Origin of the sequence: Micromonospora sp. D75 (assembly GCF_018070405.1) — a bacterium.
Lineage (GTDB): Bacteria > Actinomycetota > Actinomycetes > Mycobacteriales > Micromonosporaceae > Micromonospora > Micromonospora chalcea.
Window position 1 is genome coordinate 1 of the sequence record NZ_JAGPXV010000079.1, and the last position, 14413, is coordinate 14413.

The 14413-nt window shown below is 73.7% G+C and carries 18 protein-coding genes; 10 read left to right on the top strand and 8 right to left on the bottom strand.

The annotated features are described in order from the left end of the window. Nucleotides 1–889: LacI family DNA-binding transcriptional regulator (locus KBX39_RS07650; protein WP_210869763.1), on the bottom strand; the 889-nt coding region annotated here is incomplete at its 3' end. Nucleotides 890–1089: 200 nt separating this feature from the next. Here KBX39_RS07650 and KBX39_RS07655 point away from each other — a divergent pair. Further along, nucleotides 1090–3087: a glycosyl hydrolase family 28-related protein gene (locus tag KBX39_RS07655; RefSeq protein WP_210869765.1), complete on the top strand. Its 1998-nt coding sequence runs from the start codon at nt 1090–1092 to the stop codon at nt 3085–3087. A 56-nt stretch (nt 3088–3143) separates the two neighbouring features. On the opposite strand, the gene KBX39_RS07660 is transcribed toward KBX39_RS07655, so the two are convergent. From KBX39_RS07660 to KBX39_RS07675, 4 genes are all read right to left on the bottom strand, one after another. Further along, the gene (locus tag KBX39_RS07660; RefSeq protein WP_210869767.1) at nt 3144–3953 is read right to left on the bottom strand and encodes a SigB/SigF/SigG family RNA polymerase sigma factor; all 810 of its coding nucleotides are present in this window, start codon (nt 3951–3953) and stop codon (nt 3144–3146) included. 142 nt (nt 3954–4095) lie between these two features. Continuing rightward, nucleotides 4096–4659 carry a GerMN domain-containing protein gene (locus KBX39_RS07665; RefSeq protein WP_210869770.1) on the bottom strand — a complete coding sequence of 188 codons (564 nt, stop codon included), beginning with the start codon at nt 4657–4659 and terminating at the stop codon, nt 4096–4098. Then, nucleotides 4656–6005: a HAMP domain-containing sensor histidine kinase gene (locus KBX39_RS07670; protein WP_210869772.1), complete on the bottom strand. Its 1350-nt coding sequence runs from the start codon at nt 6003–6005 to the stop codon at nt 4656–4658. Before KBX39_RS07670 ends, KBX39_RS07665 begins: the two co-directional genes overlap by 4 nt. After that, nucleotides 6002–6676, bottom strand: coding sequence for a response regulator transcription factor (locus KBX39_RS07675; protein WP_043324324.1), 675 nt, complete (start codon nt 6674–6676; stop codon nt 6002–6004). The genes KBX39_RS07670 and KBX39_RS07675 overlap by 4 nt, the downstream gene beginning before the upstream one ends. A gap of 150 nt (nt 6677–6826) precedes the next feature. Between KBX39_RS07675 and KBX39_RS07680 the strand changes: the two genes are divergently transcribed. From KBX39_RS07680 to KBX39_RS07700, 5 genes are all read left to right on the top strand, one after another. Then, entirely contained in the window at nt 6827–7192 is a 366-nt protein-coding gene (locus KBX39_RS07680; RefSeq protein ID WP_043324327.1) for an STAS domain-containing protein, read from the top strand. 9 nt (nt 7193–7201) lie between these two features. Beyond that, nucleotides 7202–7513 (top strand): hypothetical protein, encoded by a 312-nt coding sequence (locus KBX39_RS07685; protein WP_030504078.1) that lies wholly within the window; start codon nt 7202–7204, stop codon nt 7511–7513. Next, nucleotides 7510–8076: an STAS domain-containing protein gene (locus tag KBX39_RS07690; protein ID WP_104112445.1), complete on the top strand. Its 567-nt coding sequence runs from the start codon at nt 7510–7512 to the stop codon at nt 8074–8076. Before KBX39_RS07685 ends, KBX39_RS07690 begins: the two co-directional genes overlap by 4 nt. Continuing rightward, nucleotides 8076–8360 carry a BON domain-containing protein gene (locus KBX39_RS07695; protein WP_174535716.1) on the top strand — a complete coding sequence of 95 codons (285 nt, stop codon included), beginning with the start codon at nt 8076–8078 and terminating at the stop codon, nt 8358–8360. The genes KBX39_RS07690 and KBX39_RS07695 overlap by 1 nt, the downstream gene beginning before the upstream one ends. Nucleotides 8361–8499: 139 nt before the next feature. Next, nucleotides 8500–9951: a cellulase family glycosylhydrolase gene (locus KBX39_RS07700; RefSeq protein ID WP_210869774.1), complete on the top strand. Its 1452-nt coding sequence runs from the start codon at nt 8500–8502 to the stop codon at nt 9949–9951. A 43-nt stretch (nt 9952–9994) separates the two neighbouring features. Here the strand turns inward: KBX39_RS07700 and KBX39_RS07705 are convergent, their stop codons facing one another. Continuing rightward, nucleotides 9995–10885 carry a diiron oxygenase gene (locus KBX39_RS07705; protein WP_043324341.1) on the bottom strand — a complete coding sequence of 297 codons (891 nt, stop codon included), beginning with the start codon at nt 10883–10885 and terminating at the stop codon, nt 9995–9997. A gap of 48 nt (nt 10886–10933) precedes the next feature. Here KBX39_RS07705 and KBX39_RS07710 point away from each other — a divergent pair, with 48 nt between their 5' ends. The 4 genes from KBX39_RS07710 (at nt 10934) to KBX39_RS07725 (ending at nt 13417) form a co-directional block, all read left to right on the top strand. Further along, on the top strand, nt 10934–11650 hold the full coding sequence (locus KBX39_RS07710) for a TetR family transcriptional regulator (RefSeq protein WP_030504073.1): 717 nt from the start codon (nt 10934–10936) through the stop codon (nt 11648–11650). Further along, nucleotides 11647–11916, top strand: a complete 270-nt coding sequence (locus KBX39_RS07715) for a DUF4873 domain-containing protein (protein ID WP_043324346.1) — start codon at nt 11647–11649, stop codon at nt 11914–11916. The genes KBX39_RS07710 and KBX39_RS07715 overlap by 4 nt, the downstream gene beginning before the upstream one ends. Nucleotides 11917–11932: 16 nt before the next feature. Continuing rightward, nucleotides 11933–12571, top strand: a complete 639-nt coding sequence (locus tag KBX39_RS07720) for a YdcF family protein (RefSeq protein WP_187694544.1) — start codon at nt 11933–11935, stop codon at nt 12569–12571. 90 nt (nt 12572–12661) lie between these two features. Beyond that, nucleotides 12662–13417: a glycosyltransferase family 2 protein gene (locus KBX39_RS07725; protein WP_223201081.1), complete on the top strand. Its 756-nt coding sequence runs from the start codon at nt 12662–12664 to the stop codon at nt 13415–13417. On the opposite strand, the gene KBX39_RS07730 is transcribed toward KBX39_RS07725, so the two are convergent. Beyond that, nucleotides 13377–14153, bottom strand: a complete 777-nt coding sequence (locus tag KBX39_RS07730; RefSeq protein ID WP_064446087.1) for an SDR family oxidoreductase — start codon at nt 14151–14153, stop codon at nt 13377–13379. The two genes, KBX39_RS07725 and KBX39_RS07730, sit on opposite strands and share 41 nt — an antisense overlap. Before the next feature lie 5 nt (nt 14154–14158). Further along, complete coding sequence (locus KBX39_RS07735; protein WP_043324353.1) at nt 14159–14281, bottom strand: ribosomal protein bL36; 123 nt, start codon at nt 14279–14281, stop codon at nt 14159–14161. Between the last annotated feature and the right edge of the window lie 132 nt (nt 14282–14413).

Here is a 14413-nt window from a genome sequence, read left to right on the forward strand (position 1 = left end):
CGGCCTGGCCCATGGTCTCGATCGGCTGGCGCACCGTGGTCAGCGGCGGGTCGGTGCAGGTCATGAACGCCGTGTCGTCGAAGCCGACCACCGAGACGTCGGCCGGCACCGCGCAGCCCAAACGCCGGGCGGCCCGGATGGTGCCCAGCGCGAGCACGTCGCTGGCGCAGACGATGCCGGTCGCGCCGCGCTCGATCAGCTTCGTGGCGGCGACCCGCGCGCCCTCCATGGAGAAGCTGGACCGCTCCACCATGGACCGGTCCTCGCCCCAGCCGGCGGCCCGGACCATGGCGTCGAGCTTGCGGCGCGAGGGCACGTGGTCGGCCGGGCCGAGCACCATGCCGATCCGGTCGTGGCCGAGCGAGCGCAGGTGGCCGTACGCCTGCTCGACGGCGACCGCGTCGTCGGTGGACACGCGCGGGAAACCCAGCTCCTCGACGCCGGCGTTCACCAGCACCACCGGCAGGCCCCGGTCGGTGAGGCGCCGGTAGTGCTCGTGCGAGGCGTCGGCGAGCGCGTACGAGCCGCCGGCGAAGATGACGCCGCTGACCTGGTGGTCGAGCAGCATCTCCACGTACCCGGACTCCGGTACGCCGCCGATGGTGCGGGCGCACAACGCCGGGGTGAAGCCGCGCTGCGCGAGCGAGCCGGTGACCACCTCGGCCAGCGCCGGGAAGATCGGGTTCTGCAACTCCGGCAGCACCAGGCCGACCAGGCGGGCGCGCTCGCCGCGCAGCTTGCTCGGGCGCTCGTAGCCGAGTACGTCGAGGGCGGTCAGCACGGCGGTCCGGGTCGCCTCGGACACGCCGCCGCGGCCGTTGAGCACCCGGCTCACCGTCGCCTCGCTGACGCCCGCCTTGCGGGCCACCTCGGTCAGGCGCTTCGTCACGGCGGCAATCGTACGTCGGATTCTTGCAAGAAATGAACAGCCGGACGGATCGGTTCTTGCCAAGGCGGCCGACAAGAGGTCCGAAAGATGCGAGCAGATTGATGCTTGAAAGTCAACAGAGCACCGGAATAACATGAGGACCCTTGTCGATGGCCTGCGCCGCCGAGGCCACCCCGTCCCCCGAGAAAGTGGGTGCTCCGATGTCGCGGAGCGTGCCGAGGATCCTCGCGGCGGCGCTCGCCGCCGCCGCCCTGCTCGTACCGTCCGGCGCCGCCACGGCCGGCCCGCCGCGCGGACCGGCCCCCGTGGTGACCCGCGCCGGGCTGGACCCCGCGCTCGTCGCCGGTCGCGGTGCGACTGTGGACTACGTCGAGCAGGAGGCGGAACACGGCCGGACCACCGGCACCGTGATCGGGCCGGACCGGTCGGCGTACACACTCGCCGGTGAGGCGTCCGGCCGCCGCGCCGTGCGCCTGCTGCCCGGCCAGCACGTCGAACTCACGCTCCCCCGGCCCACGAACGCGCTGACCGTGCGCTACAGCATCCCGGACGCGCCGGGCGGCGGCGGGATCACCGCGCCGCTGCGGGTGTCCGTCGGGCACGCGCCCGCCCGCACCATGACGCTGACCTCGCAGTACGCCTGGCTCTACAACCAGTACCCGTTCACCAACGACCCCGGCGCCGACCTGCTGCACCCGGACTGGTGGATCACCGAGTGCTCCTGCGTGCCGGCGGCCACCACGCCCGCGCCGGTGATCAGCAAGCCGTTCCGGCCGCACCACTTCTACGACGAGCAGCGGCTGCTGCTCGGCCGTACCCATCGGGCCGGTGAGGTGGTCCGGCTGACCGCGCCGCGCGGCACCGCCGCCGCGTGGACGGTGATCGACCTGGTGGACGCGCACCTGGTCGCGCCGCCGCGCGTGGTCCCCCGCGCGGTGAACGCGCTGTCCTTCGGCGCCGACCCGACCGGCCGGCGGGAGTCCGCAGACGCCCTCGACCGGGCCGTCGCGTACGCGCGGCGGGTGGACCGCCCGCTCTACCTGCCGCCCGGCACCTACCAGGTCAACCGGCACATCGTCGTGGACGACGTGACGATCGCCGGTGCGGGCAGCTGGTACACGATCGTGCGGGGACGCGAGGTCACGCTGGACACGCCCGCGCCCGACGGCTCCCGGCACACCGGCGTCGGCTTCTACGGCCGCGACGCCGCCGACGGCGGCAGCAGCGACGTGCACCTGTCCGGCTTCGCGATCGAGGGCGACGTACGCGAGCGGATCGACACCGACCAGGTCAACGCCATCGGCGGGGCGCTCAGCCACAGCACGATCGACGGCCTCTACCTGCACCACACGAAGGTCGGCATGTGGTTCGACGGGCCGATGACCGGCCTGCGGGTCACGAACACCGTGATCGCCGACCAGATCGCCGACGGGCTGAACTTCCACACCGGCGTCACCCGCTCCTCGGTGACGAACTCGGTGGTCCGCAACAGCGGCGACGACGCCCTCGCCATGTGGTCGGAGGGCACGGCGAACGCGTCGAACACGTTCGCGTACAACACGGTGCAGTCGCCGGTGCTCGCCAACGGCATCGCGCTGTACGGCGGCGCGGACCTGACCGTCGCGCACAACCTGATCGCCGACCCGGTACGCGAGGGCAGCGCGATCCAGGTGGGCTCCCGGTTCGGGGCGGAGCCGTTCACCGGCCGGCTGCGGATCACCGGCAACACCGCGGTGCGGGCCGGCACGTACGACCTGAACTGGAACATCGGCCTCGGCGCGATCTGGTTCTACGCGCTGGACCGCAGCATCGACGCGGACATCCTGGTCAGCGGCGACGCGTACCTGGACAGCACCTACAACGCGATCATGCTGGTCAGCGACTGGCCGGTGAAGGACAGCGTCCGCATCGACAACGTCCGCTTCCGGGACATCCGGGTCGACGGCGCCGGGACGTCGGTGGTCAGCGCGCGTACGGCGGGCGGGGCGAGCTTCGCGAACGTCGACGCCCGCAACGTGGGCGCGGTCGGCGTGAACAACTGCGGGTCGTTCCACTTCACCCCGGCCGGGTCGGAGTTCGCCCTGACCGACCTCGGCGGCAACGACGGCGGCTGGCTGGCCCCGTGGCTGCTGCCGAACACCATCACCTGCGACGACCGTCCGCCGCTGGTGCCGCCGCCACCGCCGTCGCGCTGGTGACACACGACGCGACCCCCGCCGTCACGGGCCGGCGGGGGTCGCGGTACGTGTGTGGCTCAGGCCTCGGTGAGCTGGCCGCGCAGCTTGGTCAGGGCGCGGGCGAGCAGCCGGGACACGTGCATCTGGGAGACACCGACGCGGGCCGCGATCTCGCTCTGGGTCAGGTTGCCGTAGAAGCGCAGCGTGAGGATCTTCTGCTCCCGCTCGTCGAGCGTGGCCAGCGCCGGGCCGAGGGAGGCGCGCAGCTCGGCCAGCTCGTACTCGTTGTCCTCGGCACCGAGGGTGTCGCCCAGCTCGGTGGCGCTGTCGCCGTCGCCGATCGGGGTGGACAGCGACACCGCGTTGTAGGCGCGGGCGCCTTCCAGGCCTTCGAGCACCTCTTCCTCGGTGACGTCGAGGTGGGCGGCGATGTCGGCGACGGTCGGGGCCCGGTTGAGCGTCTGGGTCAGCGTGCTGTTCGCCTCGGAGATGCGCAGCCGCAGCTCCTGCAGGCGGCGCGGAACCCGGATGGTCCAGGTGCGGTCGCGGAAGTGCCGCTTGATCTCGCCGAGGATCGTCGGGATGGCGAAGCCGGCGAAGTCGACGCCGCGCGAGGCGTCGAACCGGTCCACCGCCTTGATCAGGCCCAGCGCGGCGGTCTGCGCGAGGTCGCCGGCCGGCTCGCCGCGCCCGCTGTAGCGGGCGGCCAGGTGGTTCGCCAGCGGCAGCCACGCCTCGATGACCTGGTTGCGCAGGGCGGCCCGCTGCGGGTGGCCGGCGGGCAGCGCGGCGAGCGCCGCGATCAGCTCGCTGGCACGGGACTCCTCACCGGTCTGCGGCGCGCGCTGCACCTCGGTCGCGGTCGATGCCATGGTCATCGTGGTCATGCTGCCCTTCCTGTCCTCGGAGAACGGGTGGCCTCCCACACCGGTCGTGCCAGCCACACTAGACCAAAAGCCATGGCCAAATCAACCGAACGGACGATGGAGATTTAGTGTCATATCCGGACATAGAGGCGAGCAACGGCGATCAGCGTGGCATCAACGGGCGGTAGTCGGCAGCGGTGAGCGGCAGCACCGAGAGGCTTCCGTCCGCGCGCGGCACCTCCAGCGGCTGCCCGCCGCGGCGGAACGCGACGCTGTACACGTCCGGTCGCTGCGTGAGGCTGCACACGATCTGCCCGAAGGCCAGCACCTCGTCGTTGCGGCCGGTCTCCTCACCGGCCTGGCGCACGTCGACGGTGGCCACCGTGCCGGCCAGCGTGGCCCCGGCCACCGCCACCGTGCCCGGCAGCGCCGTGGACAGCCCCTGGCGGCGCTCCCCCGGACCGGGACCGGCCAGCAGGTGCTGCAGGTGCGTGTCCACCCCGGGCAGCCCGTCCACCCGGCGGTTGACCACGACCAGGCCGTCGTCCCGGACGAAGCAGAACGGCTCGTCCACCCGCCCGTCCCCGTCGGCGGTCGAGGACGCCGCAGGCGTCGGGAAGGCCCCGGGCGGCGTCTGCACGAGCCGGGGCTCGTCGTCCACCGGCACCCCGCAGCCGGCGAGCAGCGCCACGGCGAGCAGGGCGGGCGCGAGCCGCCGCCGGCTCACCGGAGCGCTCCGGGCAGCTCGACCCGGAAACGGGCGCCGGGCGCGCGGTCCAGCACCCGCGCCGACCCGCCGTGCGCGTCGGCGTGCTGCGCCACCAGGGCGAGGCCGAGTCCGGTGCCGTCGGTGCCGGCGCGGTCGTGCGCCGCCCGGCCCCGCACGAACCGGTCGAAGATGATCTCCCGGTCGCCCGGCGGCACGCCCGGTCCGTCGTCGTCGACCTCCAGCACGCCCACGCCGTCGCCCCCGCCCAGGCGTACGGCGACCGGGCCGCCGCCGTAGCGCTCGGCGTTCTCCACCAGGTTCAGCAGCGTCTGCGCGAACCGGCGCCGGTCGACCCACCACTCGTGCGGGACGTCGCCTGCCACCTGCACCAGGCTCTCCGGCAGCGATCGTTCCCGGCAGGCGGCCCGGGCCAGCTCCACCACGTCGACCATCTCGCGGTGCGCCGGCTGCTCGGTGCGGGCCAGCTGGATCAGGTCGTCGACGAGGCGCTGGAACCGGGTCACCTCGTCGGCCACCAGGCCGGCGGCGGTGGCGGTGCGTTCGTCCTGGTGCTCGCGGCGGCGGTGCAGCACGCTCGCCGCCGCGGCCAGCGTCTGCAACGGCGAGCGCAGCTCGTGGCTCACGTCGGCGGCGAAGCGCCGGTCCCGCTCGATGCGGTGCACCAGCTTGTCGACCATCTCGTTGAACGAGCTGGACAGGCGGGTGAGGTCGGGGTCGGTGGTCGGATCGAGCCGGGTGGCGAAGTCCCCGCCCGCGATCCGTTCCGCCGCGTCGGCGACCGCTGTCAGTGGCCGCAGGCTGTGCCGGGTGGCGTACCAGCCGAGCGCCGCGCCCGCCCCGGCCACCATGATCGCCACGGCGATCAGCGCCAGGCCCACCACCTGGAACGTCTCCTCGACCTCCCGCAGCGAGGTCAGCTCGTAGTAGCCGAGCGCGCCGGGCAGCGGCACGCCGACCAGCAGCGCGGGCTGCCCGTCGAGGCGGATCCGCTGCACCGCGGGCTTGCCGTCGGCGACCATGCGCTGCAACTCCACCGGCACGGAGCTGGCGCCCACGTCGGCGGTGCGGGCGTACCAGCCGTCGGGCAGGTGCAGCAGCGGGCGGCGGGCGCTGCCGGTGTCGAGCGAGCGCAGCACCGCCACCACGTCCGGCGTACCGGTGTCCAGGCCGGAGCGGACCACCGCCGCGTCGTAGTAGGCGGCCCGCACCGCGGTGCGCTCCCGCTCGTCGAGCAGCGAGCGCCGGGTCAGGTCGTACGAGAAGAGGGCCATCAGCGCGGACAGCAGCAACGCGCCGACGGCGAACGCCGCGGTGACGCGGGCGCGCAGTCCGGGACGGGTCATCGCTGCAGCTTGTAGCCGAGGCCGCGGAGGGTGACCAGGTGGCGGGGGTTCGCCGGGTCCGACTCGATCTTCTGCCGCAGCCGGCCGACGTGCACGTCGACGAGCCGCTCGTCGCCGGTCTCGTAGCCCCAGACCCGGCTGAGCAACTGCTGGCGGGACAGCACGCGGCCGGCGTGCTCGGCCAGCTCGCAGAGCAGCCGGAACTCGGTGCGGGTGACCGGGACCGGCCGTCCGGAGCGGCGCACCTCGCCGGCCTCGGCGCTGATCTCCAGCTCGCCGAAGAACTGGGCGGGGGCGGGCCCGGACACGGTGCGGACCCGCCGGCGCAGCGCCCGCAGCCGGGCCGACAGCTCCTTGATCGCGACCGGCTTCACCACGTAGTCGTCGGCGCCGGCCTCCAGCGCGGCGACGATGTCGTGGGTGTCGTCGCGGGCGCTGATCACCACGACCGGCACGTCGTCGTCGCGGCGCAGCTGGCGGATGCAGTCGAACCCGTTCATGCCGGGCAGCATCAGGTCGACGAGCACGTAGTCGGACGGCTTCTCCCGCTGCCGTCGCAGCCCGTCCTCCGCGGTCGGGGCGCCGTACGCCTCGTAGCCCTCCTCCTCCAGGGCGAGCTGCAGCGCGAGCCGGATGCGGTCGTCGTCCTCGATCACCAGTACGGCCGTCATATGGGCATCATGACCGGCCGGGCACGGGTAGCCCAACCGCGTGGGCCGTTCGTGGTTTTTGTCATCGAACCGTCATACAACCGTCCGGGGACCTCCAAGATCGCTGCGCAGAGTGGGGATCGACACTGAACCCGCCACGGAAGCGACCTGATGCCCGCTACCCTGCCGTCCCCGCCGGAGTCCGCCGTGCCGCACGTGCGGGTGGACATCACCGACGAACTGGACCTCGCCGGGCTGCCCGAGGTCGCGCACGTGCTGGACCGCATCCTCGCGCTGCGCCCCCGCGAGCTGACGATCGACCTCGCCGGGTGCCGGCATGTGGACGCCGCCGCGGTCGCGCTGCTGCTGGACGTGCACCGGCGGCTGGCGCGGCAGGACGGCGTGCTCACGCTGAGCAACCCGCACCCACGGATCCGGCGCATCCTGCAGACCTCCGGGCTGGGCGCCGTACCCGTCGTCGACACGCCCCGTCCGGCTGCGCGCGGCCGGGCCCGGGTCGCGTCCGCACCCCGCTGAGGAGGGGCCGTGACCGGAAGCACGCTCGTCGGAGCACTCGTGGTGGGTCTCGCCGTCGGTGGCGTGGGCCGGCTCGTCGTGCCGGGACGCAAGGCCGTCCCGGTCTGGCTGACGCTGGCGCTCGGCGTGGCCGCCGCGCTGCTCGGCGCGATCGTGGTCGGGCTGGTGGACCGCCGCCCCGACGCCTCGCCGCTGCTGTCCCTGGTGACGCAGACCGCGTTCGCGGCCGTGGCGGTCGTGCTGGCGGTGGTGACGGCGGGCGGCACGGGCGCGGACCGGCAGGCGCCCGATCCGGGCGCCCGGCGGAAGGAGGAGGTGTGACAGTCGTCCCCGCGGACCACCTGATGATGCTCATCTGCGACGGCTGCGGCGACAGCGTCACCGGCGCGGGCGCGACGCTGCCCGACGCCGAGGTGGTGTGGACGCTCGTGTTCGAGCACGACTGGGTCGGCTCGCCCTTCGCGTCCGGCCCGCACCACTGCCCCCGGTGCAGCGTCCGGGCCACGGTCGCCGAGGACGGCCTGGGCACCGAGGACCTGGAGCAGGTGGCCGGCACCCCGGCCGCCGCCGACGTCGATCCCGCCGAGGCGGTACGCCGGGCGATCGCGGAACGCTCCGTGCGCGGCGACCGCGAACTGGTCGACCTGTCCGCGCTCGAGGTGATCGACTCGGCCGGGCTCGGCCTGCTGGTGCGCGCGCACCAGGACGCCCGGCGCGACGGCCGCCGGCTGTGCCTGCTCTCGCCGTCGCGCTTCGTGCTCACCGTGCTGCACACGATGCGGCTCGACGGCGTCTTCACAGTCGTCGACGGCCGCGCCCCGGCGCCGGGATCCGCGTCCCGGCGCGCGGTCATGACCGAACAGAAGGAGCCCTCCCCGTGGTGATGCCCTGGCCGTACCCCGAGTTCCCGTACACCGGCCGTGAGCCGGAGCCCGACGACGCGGACACCCGGCTCGCCTCGCTCGTCGCCCAGCGGCTCAGCGCCGACTGGACCACCCGGCGGCAGCAGATCACCGTCACGGTGCAGAACCGGGTGGTGATCCTCGCCGGTCTGGTGGCCGACCCGGAGACCCGCCTGGTCGCCGCCGAGCTGGCCTGGGACGTGCCGGGCGTGTTCGACGTCTGCAACGCGCTGCGGCTCTACGGCGGGCGGCGCGGCGGCCGCTGAGCCGCCGGCTGTTGCACGCATCGGCATCCGCCTCTACGCTCGGCCCTGGGAGCGCTCCCCCAGGCCGCCGCGTCGGGCTTTCCGGGCAGGTTCACGACGGGCACCGTCCGATCACCATCAAGCGATGGGACCTTCCCGCATGTTCTCGATTCCCCGCCCGTCCCGGCGGCACCTGCTCGTCGGCGGCGCGGTCGGCGCGCTCGCCCTGGCGGCGACGGCCGTCCTGCCGTCGCCGGACGCGATGGCCGCGACCGGCTGTGCCGTCACCTACACCACCAACTCGTGGCCCGGGGGCTTCACCGCCACGGTCGCGGTGAGGAACCTCGGCGACCCGGTGAGCAACTGGACGCTGGGCTTCACCTTCCCCGACGGGGGCCAGCGCGTGGTGCAGGGCTGGTCGGCCACCTGGCAGCAGAGCGGCTCCTCGGTCACCGCGCGCAGCGCGGACTACAACGGCGCGCTCGGCACCGGCGCGAGCACCACTGTGGGCTTCAACGGCTCCTGGACCGGGTCGAACCCGAGCCCCACCTCGTTCACGCTCAACGGCACGGTCTGCACCGGCGGCACCGGCACGCCCCCGCCGAGCACCCCGCCGCCCAGCACGTCCCCGCCGCCGACCACTCCCCCGCCCACGACGCCGCCGCCGACCGGCACCACCCCGGTCGCGATCAACGGCCAGCTCCAGGTCTGCGGGGTCAACCTCTGCAACCAGTACGGGCGGCCGATCCAGCTGCGCGGCATGAGCACCCACGGCCTGCAGTGGTTCGCCAACTGCTACACCGACACCTCGCTCGACGTGCTGGCCGACGAGTGGCAGTCGGACCTGCTGCGCATCTCGATGTACGTGCAGGAGCAGGGCTACGAGACCAACCCGGCCGGCTTCACCGCCCAGGTGAACACGCTCGTGGACAAGGCCGAGGCCCGGGGCATGTACGCGCTCATCGACTTCCACACGCTGACCCCCGGTGACCCGATGTACAACCTGGACCGGGCCAAGACGTTCTTCGCCAACGTGTCCGCGCGCAACGCGGCCAAGAAGAACGTGATCTACGAGATCACCAACGAGCCCAACGGGGTCAGCTGGTCCACCATCCGCAACTACGCCGAGCAGGTCATCCCGGTGATCCGGGCCAACGACCCGGACGCGGTGATCATCGTCGGCACCCGCGGCTGGTCCTCGCTGGGCGTGTCCGACGGCAGCAACTCCGACGAGATCGTGAACAACCCGGTGCGGGCGCAGAACATCATGTACACGTTCCACTTCTACGCCGCCTCGCACCAGGACAACTACCGCAACGAGGTGCAGCGGGCCGCCTCCCGGCTGCCGCTGTTCGTCACCGAGTTCGGCACCGTCACCTACACCGGCGACGGCGCCGTCGACGTCGCCAGCAGCAACGCCTGGCTCGACCTGCTCGACCGGCTGAAGATCAGCTACGCCAACTGGACGTTCTCCGACGCCCCCGAGGGTTCGGCCGCGCTGCGGCCGGGCACGTGCGCGTCCGGCTCGTTCAGCGGGACGTCGGTGCTGACGCAGTCCGGCGCGTACATGCGCGACCGGATCCGCACCCCCGACAACTTCCCGACCTCCTGACCGGGCGGCCGGCGGCGATCCTTCCCCTTCGGGTCGCCGCCGGTCAGCCCTCGATCAACCCGGCCCGGCGCCACAGCAGCCGACCCGGCCCGGCCACCAGACCCAGCTCGGTCAGATGCTCGGCGATCCGCTGCGCCGACCAGCGCAGTGTGGCCCGCCAGTGCGGGTTGGCCCGCGCCGCGGCGTGACCGGCCGCCGGGTCGATCCCGACCGACGCGTACGCCCGCGGGTGCACCAGCCGCCGCGTGATCGAGTACGCGGCCCGCCCGATCACCAGCCGCGCGTACGTGAGCGCGACCGGCCCGGCCGCCTCCACCTGCCGGGCCAGCTCGTCGCGGGCGAAGCGCACGTGCCGGGCCTCCTCCACCACGTGGATGCGCGACACCATCCGGATCAGCGGCTGCAACGACTCGTCGGCCATGATCTCGCGCTGGAACGAGTCGAGGATCTCCTCGGCGATCAGGATGGCCGCGTACATCTGCGGGCCGGTGGCGGTGGCCTTGAGCCAGCGCCCGAGCAGGTGGTCGACGGGCTCGGCGCGGTAGACGGGCGCGCCGGTGGCCTCGATGAGCCGGCCGAACATGATGGAGTGCCGGCACTCGTCGGCGACCTCGGTCAGCGCGTACTGGGCGTGCCGGCTGGTCGGATCCGCGTCGTAGTAGTGCCGGATCAGCATCTGCATGAGGATCGTCTCGAACCAGATCCCGGCGCTGGCGGCGCTGGCCACCTCGTGCTTGGTCAGCTCGACCCGCTGCTCCTCGGTCAGCCCGTCCCACAGTGGCGTGCCGTAGAGGCTGCTGCGCGACGGCGGCAGCCAGTACGCGCCGGGCACTGGTGGCGCCGACCAGTCGACGTCCACCAGGGGGTCGTAGCTGGTACGCACGGAGGCGGTGAGGAGGCGGGCGGCTACCGCCTCGCGCGGGAATCCGGCCATGACCCCTCCATATTGACGTAACTTCCAGTAACTGTTACGAGTGGTAGCATGCGACGCACCACCACCGATGTCAATGGCCCCGACCCCTCGCCGGAGCCGTCCCCGCCACGGTCCGGAGGGCGGCGTGACCGCTGGGCGGAGCACCGCGAACAGCGCCGCCAGGAACTGATCGCCGCCGCCGTGCAGGCGCTGCTGCGGCACGGCCCGAACGTCGACATGGACCAGGTGGCGGCCACCGCCGGGGTCAGCAAACCGGTGCTCTACCGCTACTTCGCCGACAAGGCGCAGCTCTGGCTCGCGGTCAGCGAGGTGGTCGCGGCGCGCGTGGTGGCCGCCGTCGCGCCCGCCGTGGAGCAGGTCCGCGAGGAGCGGGCGCTGGTCGAGGCGACGATCGACGCGTACCTGAGCGTGGTGGAGTTCGAGCCCTCGCTCTACCGGTTCCTGGTGCACGAGTCCGGCCATCCCGGCATCCAGCAGGTGGTCGCCGGCACCAGCCGGCAGGTGGCCACCGGGCTGGCCCGGGTCATCGGCGACCGGCTGCGCGCGCTCGGTCTCGACGCCGGGCCGGCCGAGCCGTGGGCGTACGGGCTGGTCGGGTTCGTGCAGGCGGTCGGCGACTGGTGGACCACGCACGGGCAGCCGATCCACCGGTCCGCGCTCACCGAGTACCTGACCACGCTGCTGTGGAGCGGCATCGAGGGGGTCCGCCGGGGCGCGGACCTGCCGCCGGAGCTGACCCGCGCGCACGAACGGATCGACAGGTGACCTGGCAGGGCACGGCCGAGATCGCCGGCACCCCGGTACGGCTGCACGCCGGCGGCCGGTTCGAGCCGGTCGACGGCCGCTACCACTGGGCCGGGCGCGTCGAGCCGGAGCCACGCCTGGTGCGGCTGCTGCGCTCCGGCCGCCGCGACGTGGAGATCCGCATCGGCGAGCGCGTCACCCGGGCCCGGCTCACCGAGGTGGACCCGTGGGGCGGGGTGCGCATCACCGGCGTCGGCACGCCTCCCTGGCCCCCCGAGGAGGAGTGACACGTACGGTGAGGGGATGACGCCGACCGCCACCGTGCTGCTGGTCTTCGGCCGTGGCGTGGTGGCCGGCGACGACGGCTACCGGCTCACCGCCGAGAGCATCGCGCGCACCGAGGCCGCGGTGGCGTACGTCCGCGCGCACGCCGAGGAGTTCCGCCGCGCGCCCGGCGCCCGGGTCGTGTTCACCGGCGGCTGGCCGCACGGCCCGGCCGGGGCGCCCGGTCCGCCGCCCGGATTCCGGGAGGGCGAGCTGATGCGGGCGCTGGCGCGCGAGGCCGGCCTCGACGCGTACGCCCGGTCGGCGGCCGAGACCCGGTCCCGCACCACGCTGCAGAACCTGGCGCACACCGTGCAGGACGGGCTGCTCGGCGCGGCCGAGTTCACCGCGCGGCACCCGCTCGGGCTGGTCACGCACCCGTGGCACCTGCCCCGCGTCCGGCTGCTCGCCGCGCGCGTGCTCGGCCTGTCCGGCCCGGCGCTGGCCGACGTGCCGGTGACCGCGCCCGAACCGGTGCCGGCCCGGCGCGAGCGGGCGGTCCGGGCGCTCAGCCGGCTCGGCTATCTCGGTGTGCGTACTCCGGAGGCGTCGCTGCGCCGCGAGCGCGCGCTGACCCGCGCGGCCGACCGGATCGGACGCCTCACACCCCGGCGGTGATTCGCGGTCGCGGGCCCGGGGTACGACGCTCCTCGATCGACCCGGCGGACCGTGCCGGCGGGCGAGTCCACCCCGGGAGGTCCAGTGATCGTGCTCGTGCCCGTGTACCGGCCGGGTGACCGGCTTCCGCCGCTGGTCACCGACCTGCGGGCCGCGCTGCCCGGGGCGCGGGTGCTGGTCGTGGACGACGGCAGCGGCCCGGCCGCCGCCGGGGTGCTGCGCGCGGCCCGCGACCGGGGCGCCGAGGTGCTGCGCCGCCGGGTCAACCGGGGCAAGGGCGTGGTGCTGCGCACCGGTTTCCGGTACGCCGCCACGCGCCACCCGGGACACGATGTGACCTGTGTGGACGCCGACGGTCAGCACCGCGTGGAGGACGTGTGCCGGGTGGCCGGGCGGATGCGCGCCACCGGCGCGATGACGCTCGGCGTGCGCCGGTTCGACGGCGAGGTGCCGGCCCGCAGCCGGTTCGGCAACGCCGCGACCCGGGTCGCGTTCCGGCTGGCGACCGGGCGGGACGTGCGGGACACCCAGACCGGGCTGCGGGCGTACCCGGCCGGGCTGCTGGACTGGCTGGTCACCGTCCCCGGCGACCGCTTCGAGTACGAGATGGACGTGCTGCTGCGCGCGGTGGGCGCCGGGCTGCCGGTCGAACAGGTGGACATCGCCACCCGCTACCACGCGGGCAACGCGGGTTCGCACTTCTCCGCGCTCGCCGACTCGGTGCGCATCTACCGTCCGCTGGTCGGCTTCGCCGCGGCCCGGCTGACCGGCGGTGCCCACCCGGAGCGCATCCCGGACACCGCCGTCACGACGTCGCGTCCCACACCTGCGACTCGAACTCCCTGAGCTGCTCGCGCAGCGACGGCGGGCACGTGGTGCGGTACGGGTGCCCGTCGTCGGCGGGCACCGCGCGGACCATCTCGTCGATCATCTCCTGGGGGTCGCGCTGGTGGCCCAGGTAGTCGCCGAAGTCAGGGCGCGGCAGCAGCGCGGTGGACTCGTCCCACCACTGGGACATGGTCTCCACGCCGGTGTCGTTGTAGCCGGTCCGGTACGGGCCGGGGTTGATCACCGCAACGCGGACGCCGCGCGGTTCCAGCTCGCCCTTCATGGCCCAGGCGAGCGCCTCGATCGCGTGTTTGGTGGCGGCGTAGACGCCGATGAACGGCCGGGTCCGTACGCCGACCGCCGAGGACACCCAGACCACCTTGCCGGCGCCCCGGGCCAGCATCGGCGGCACGAGGTCCTGTGCCAGGTGCAGGTGGCCGAAGACGTTCACGTCGAACGAGCGGCGGACCCGCTCCATCGGGATCTCCACCACCGCGCCAGCCTCCTGCAGGCCCGCGTTGAGCACCAGGATGTCGACACGGTGGCGGGCAGCCGCGGCCCGGTCGGCCGGGTCGGTGACGTCCAGCTTGATCGCGTCCAGCGCGACGCCGGCCCGTTCGGCCTCGGCGCGCAGCTCGCGGACCTGCGGCCAGATCTGTGCCGCGGCGATCACGTGGTGGCCGGCGCGGGCCAGCCCGAGCGCCGCGCCCCGGCCGAGCCCGCTGCCGGCCCCGGTGATCAGGATGTCCGCCATCGGGCTCAGCCCTGCCGGGCCTTCTGCCGCCGGTCGGACTTGTTCAGCACGAACAGCTTGCCCCGGCGCCGGACCACTATCGAGTCGGCCTTGCGCTTGAGTGCGCGCAGGGAGCTTCGGACCTTCATATCCGCTCCTTCGGTTCCCGCCGGTGTCCGTCCGGGACGGGTACCCGCCGCGGCGGTGCTCATGCCCGGTCCCGCGTGGTCGCCACCGCTTCGCCTAGGTGGCGGCATGAACGTTTGCGGGATGCCGCCACC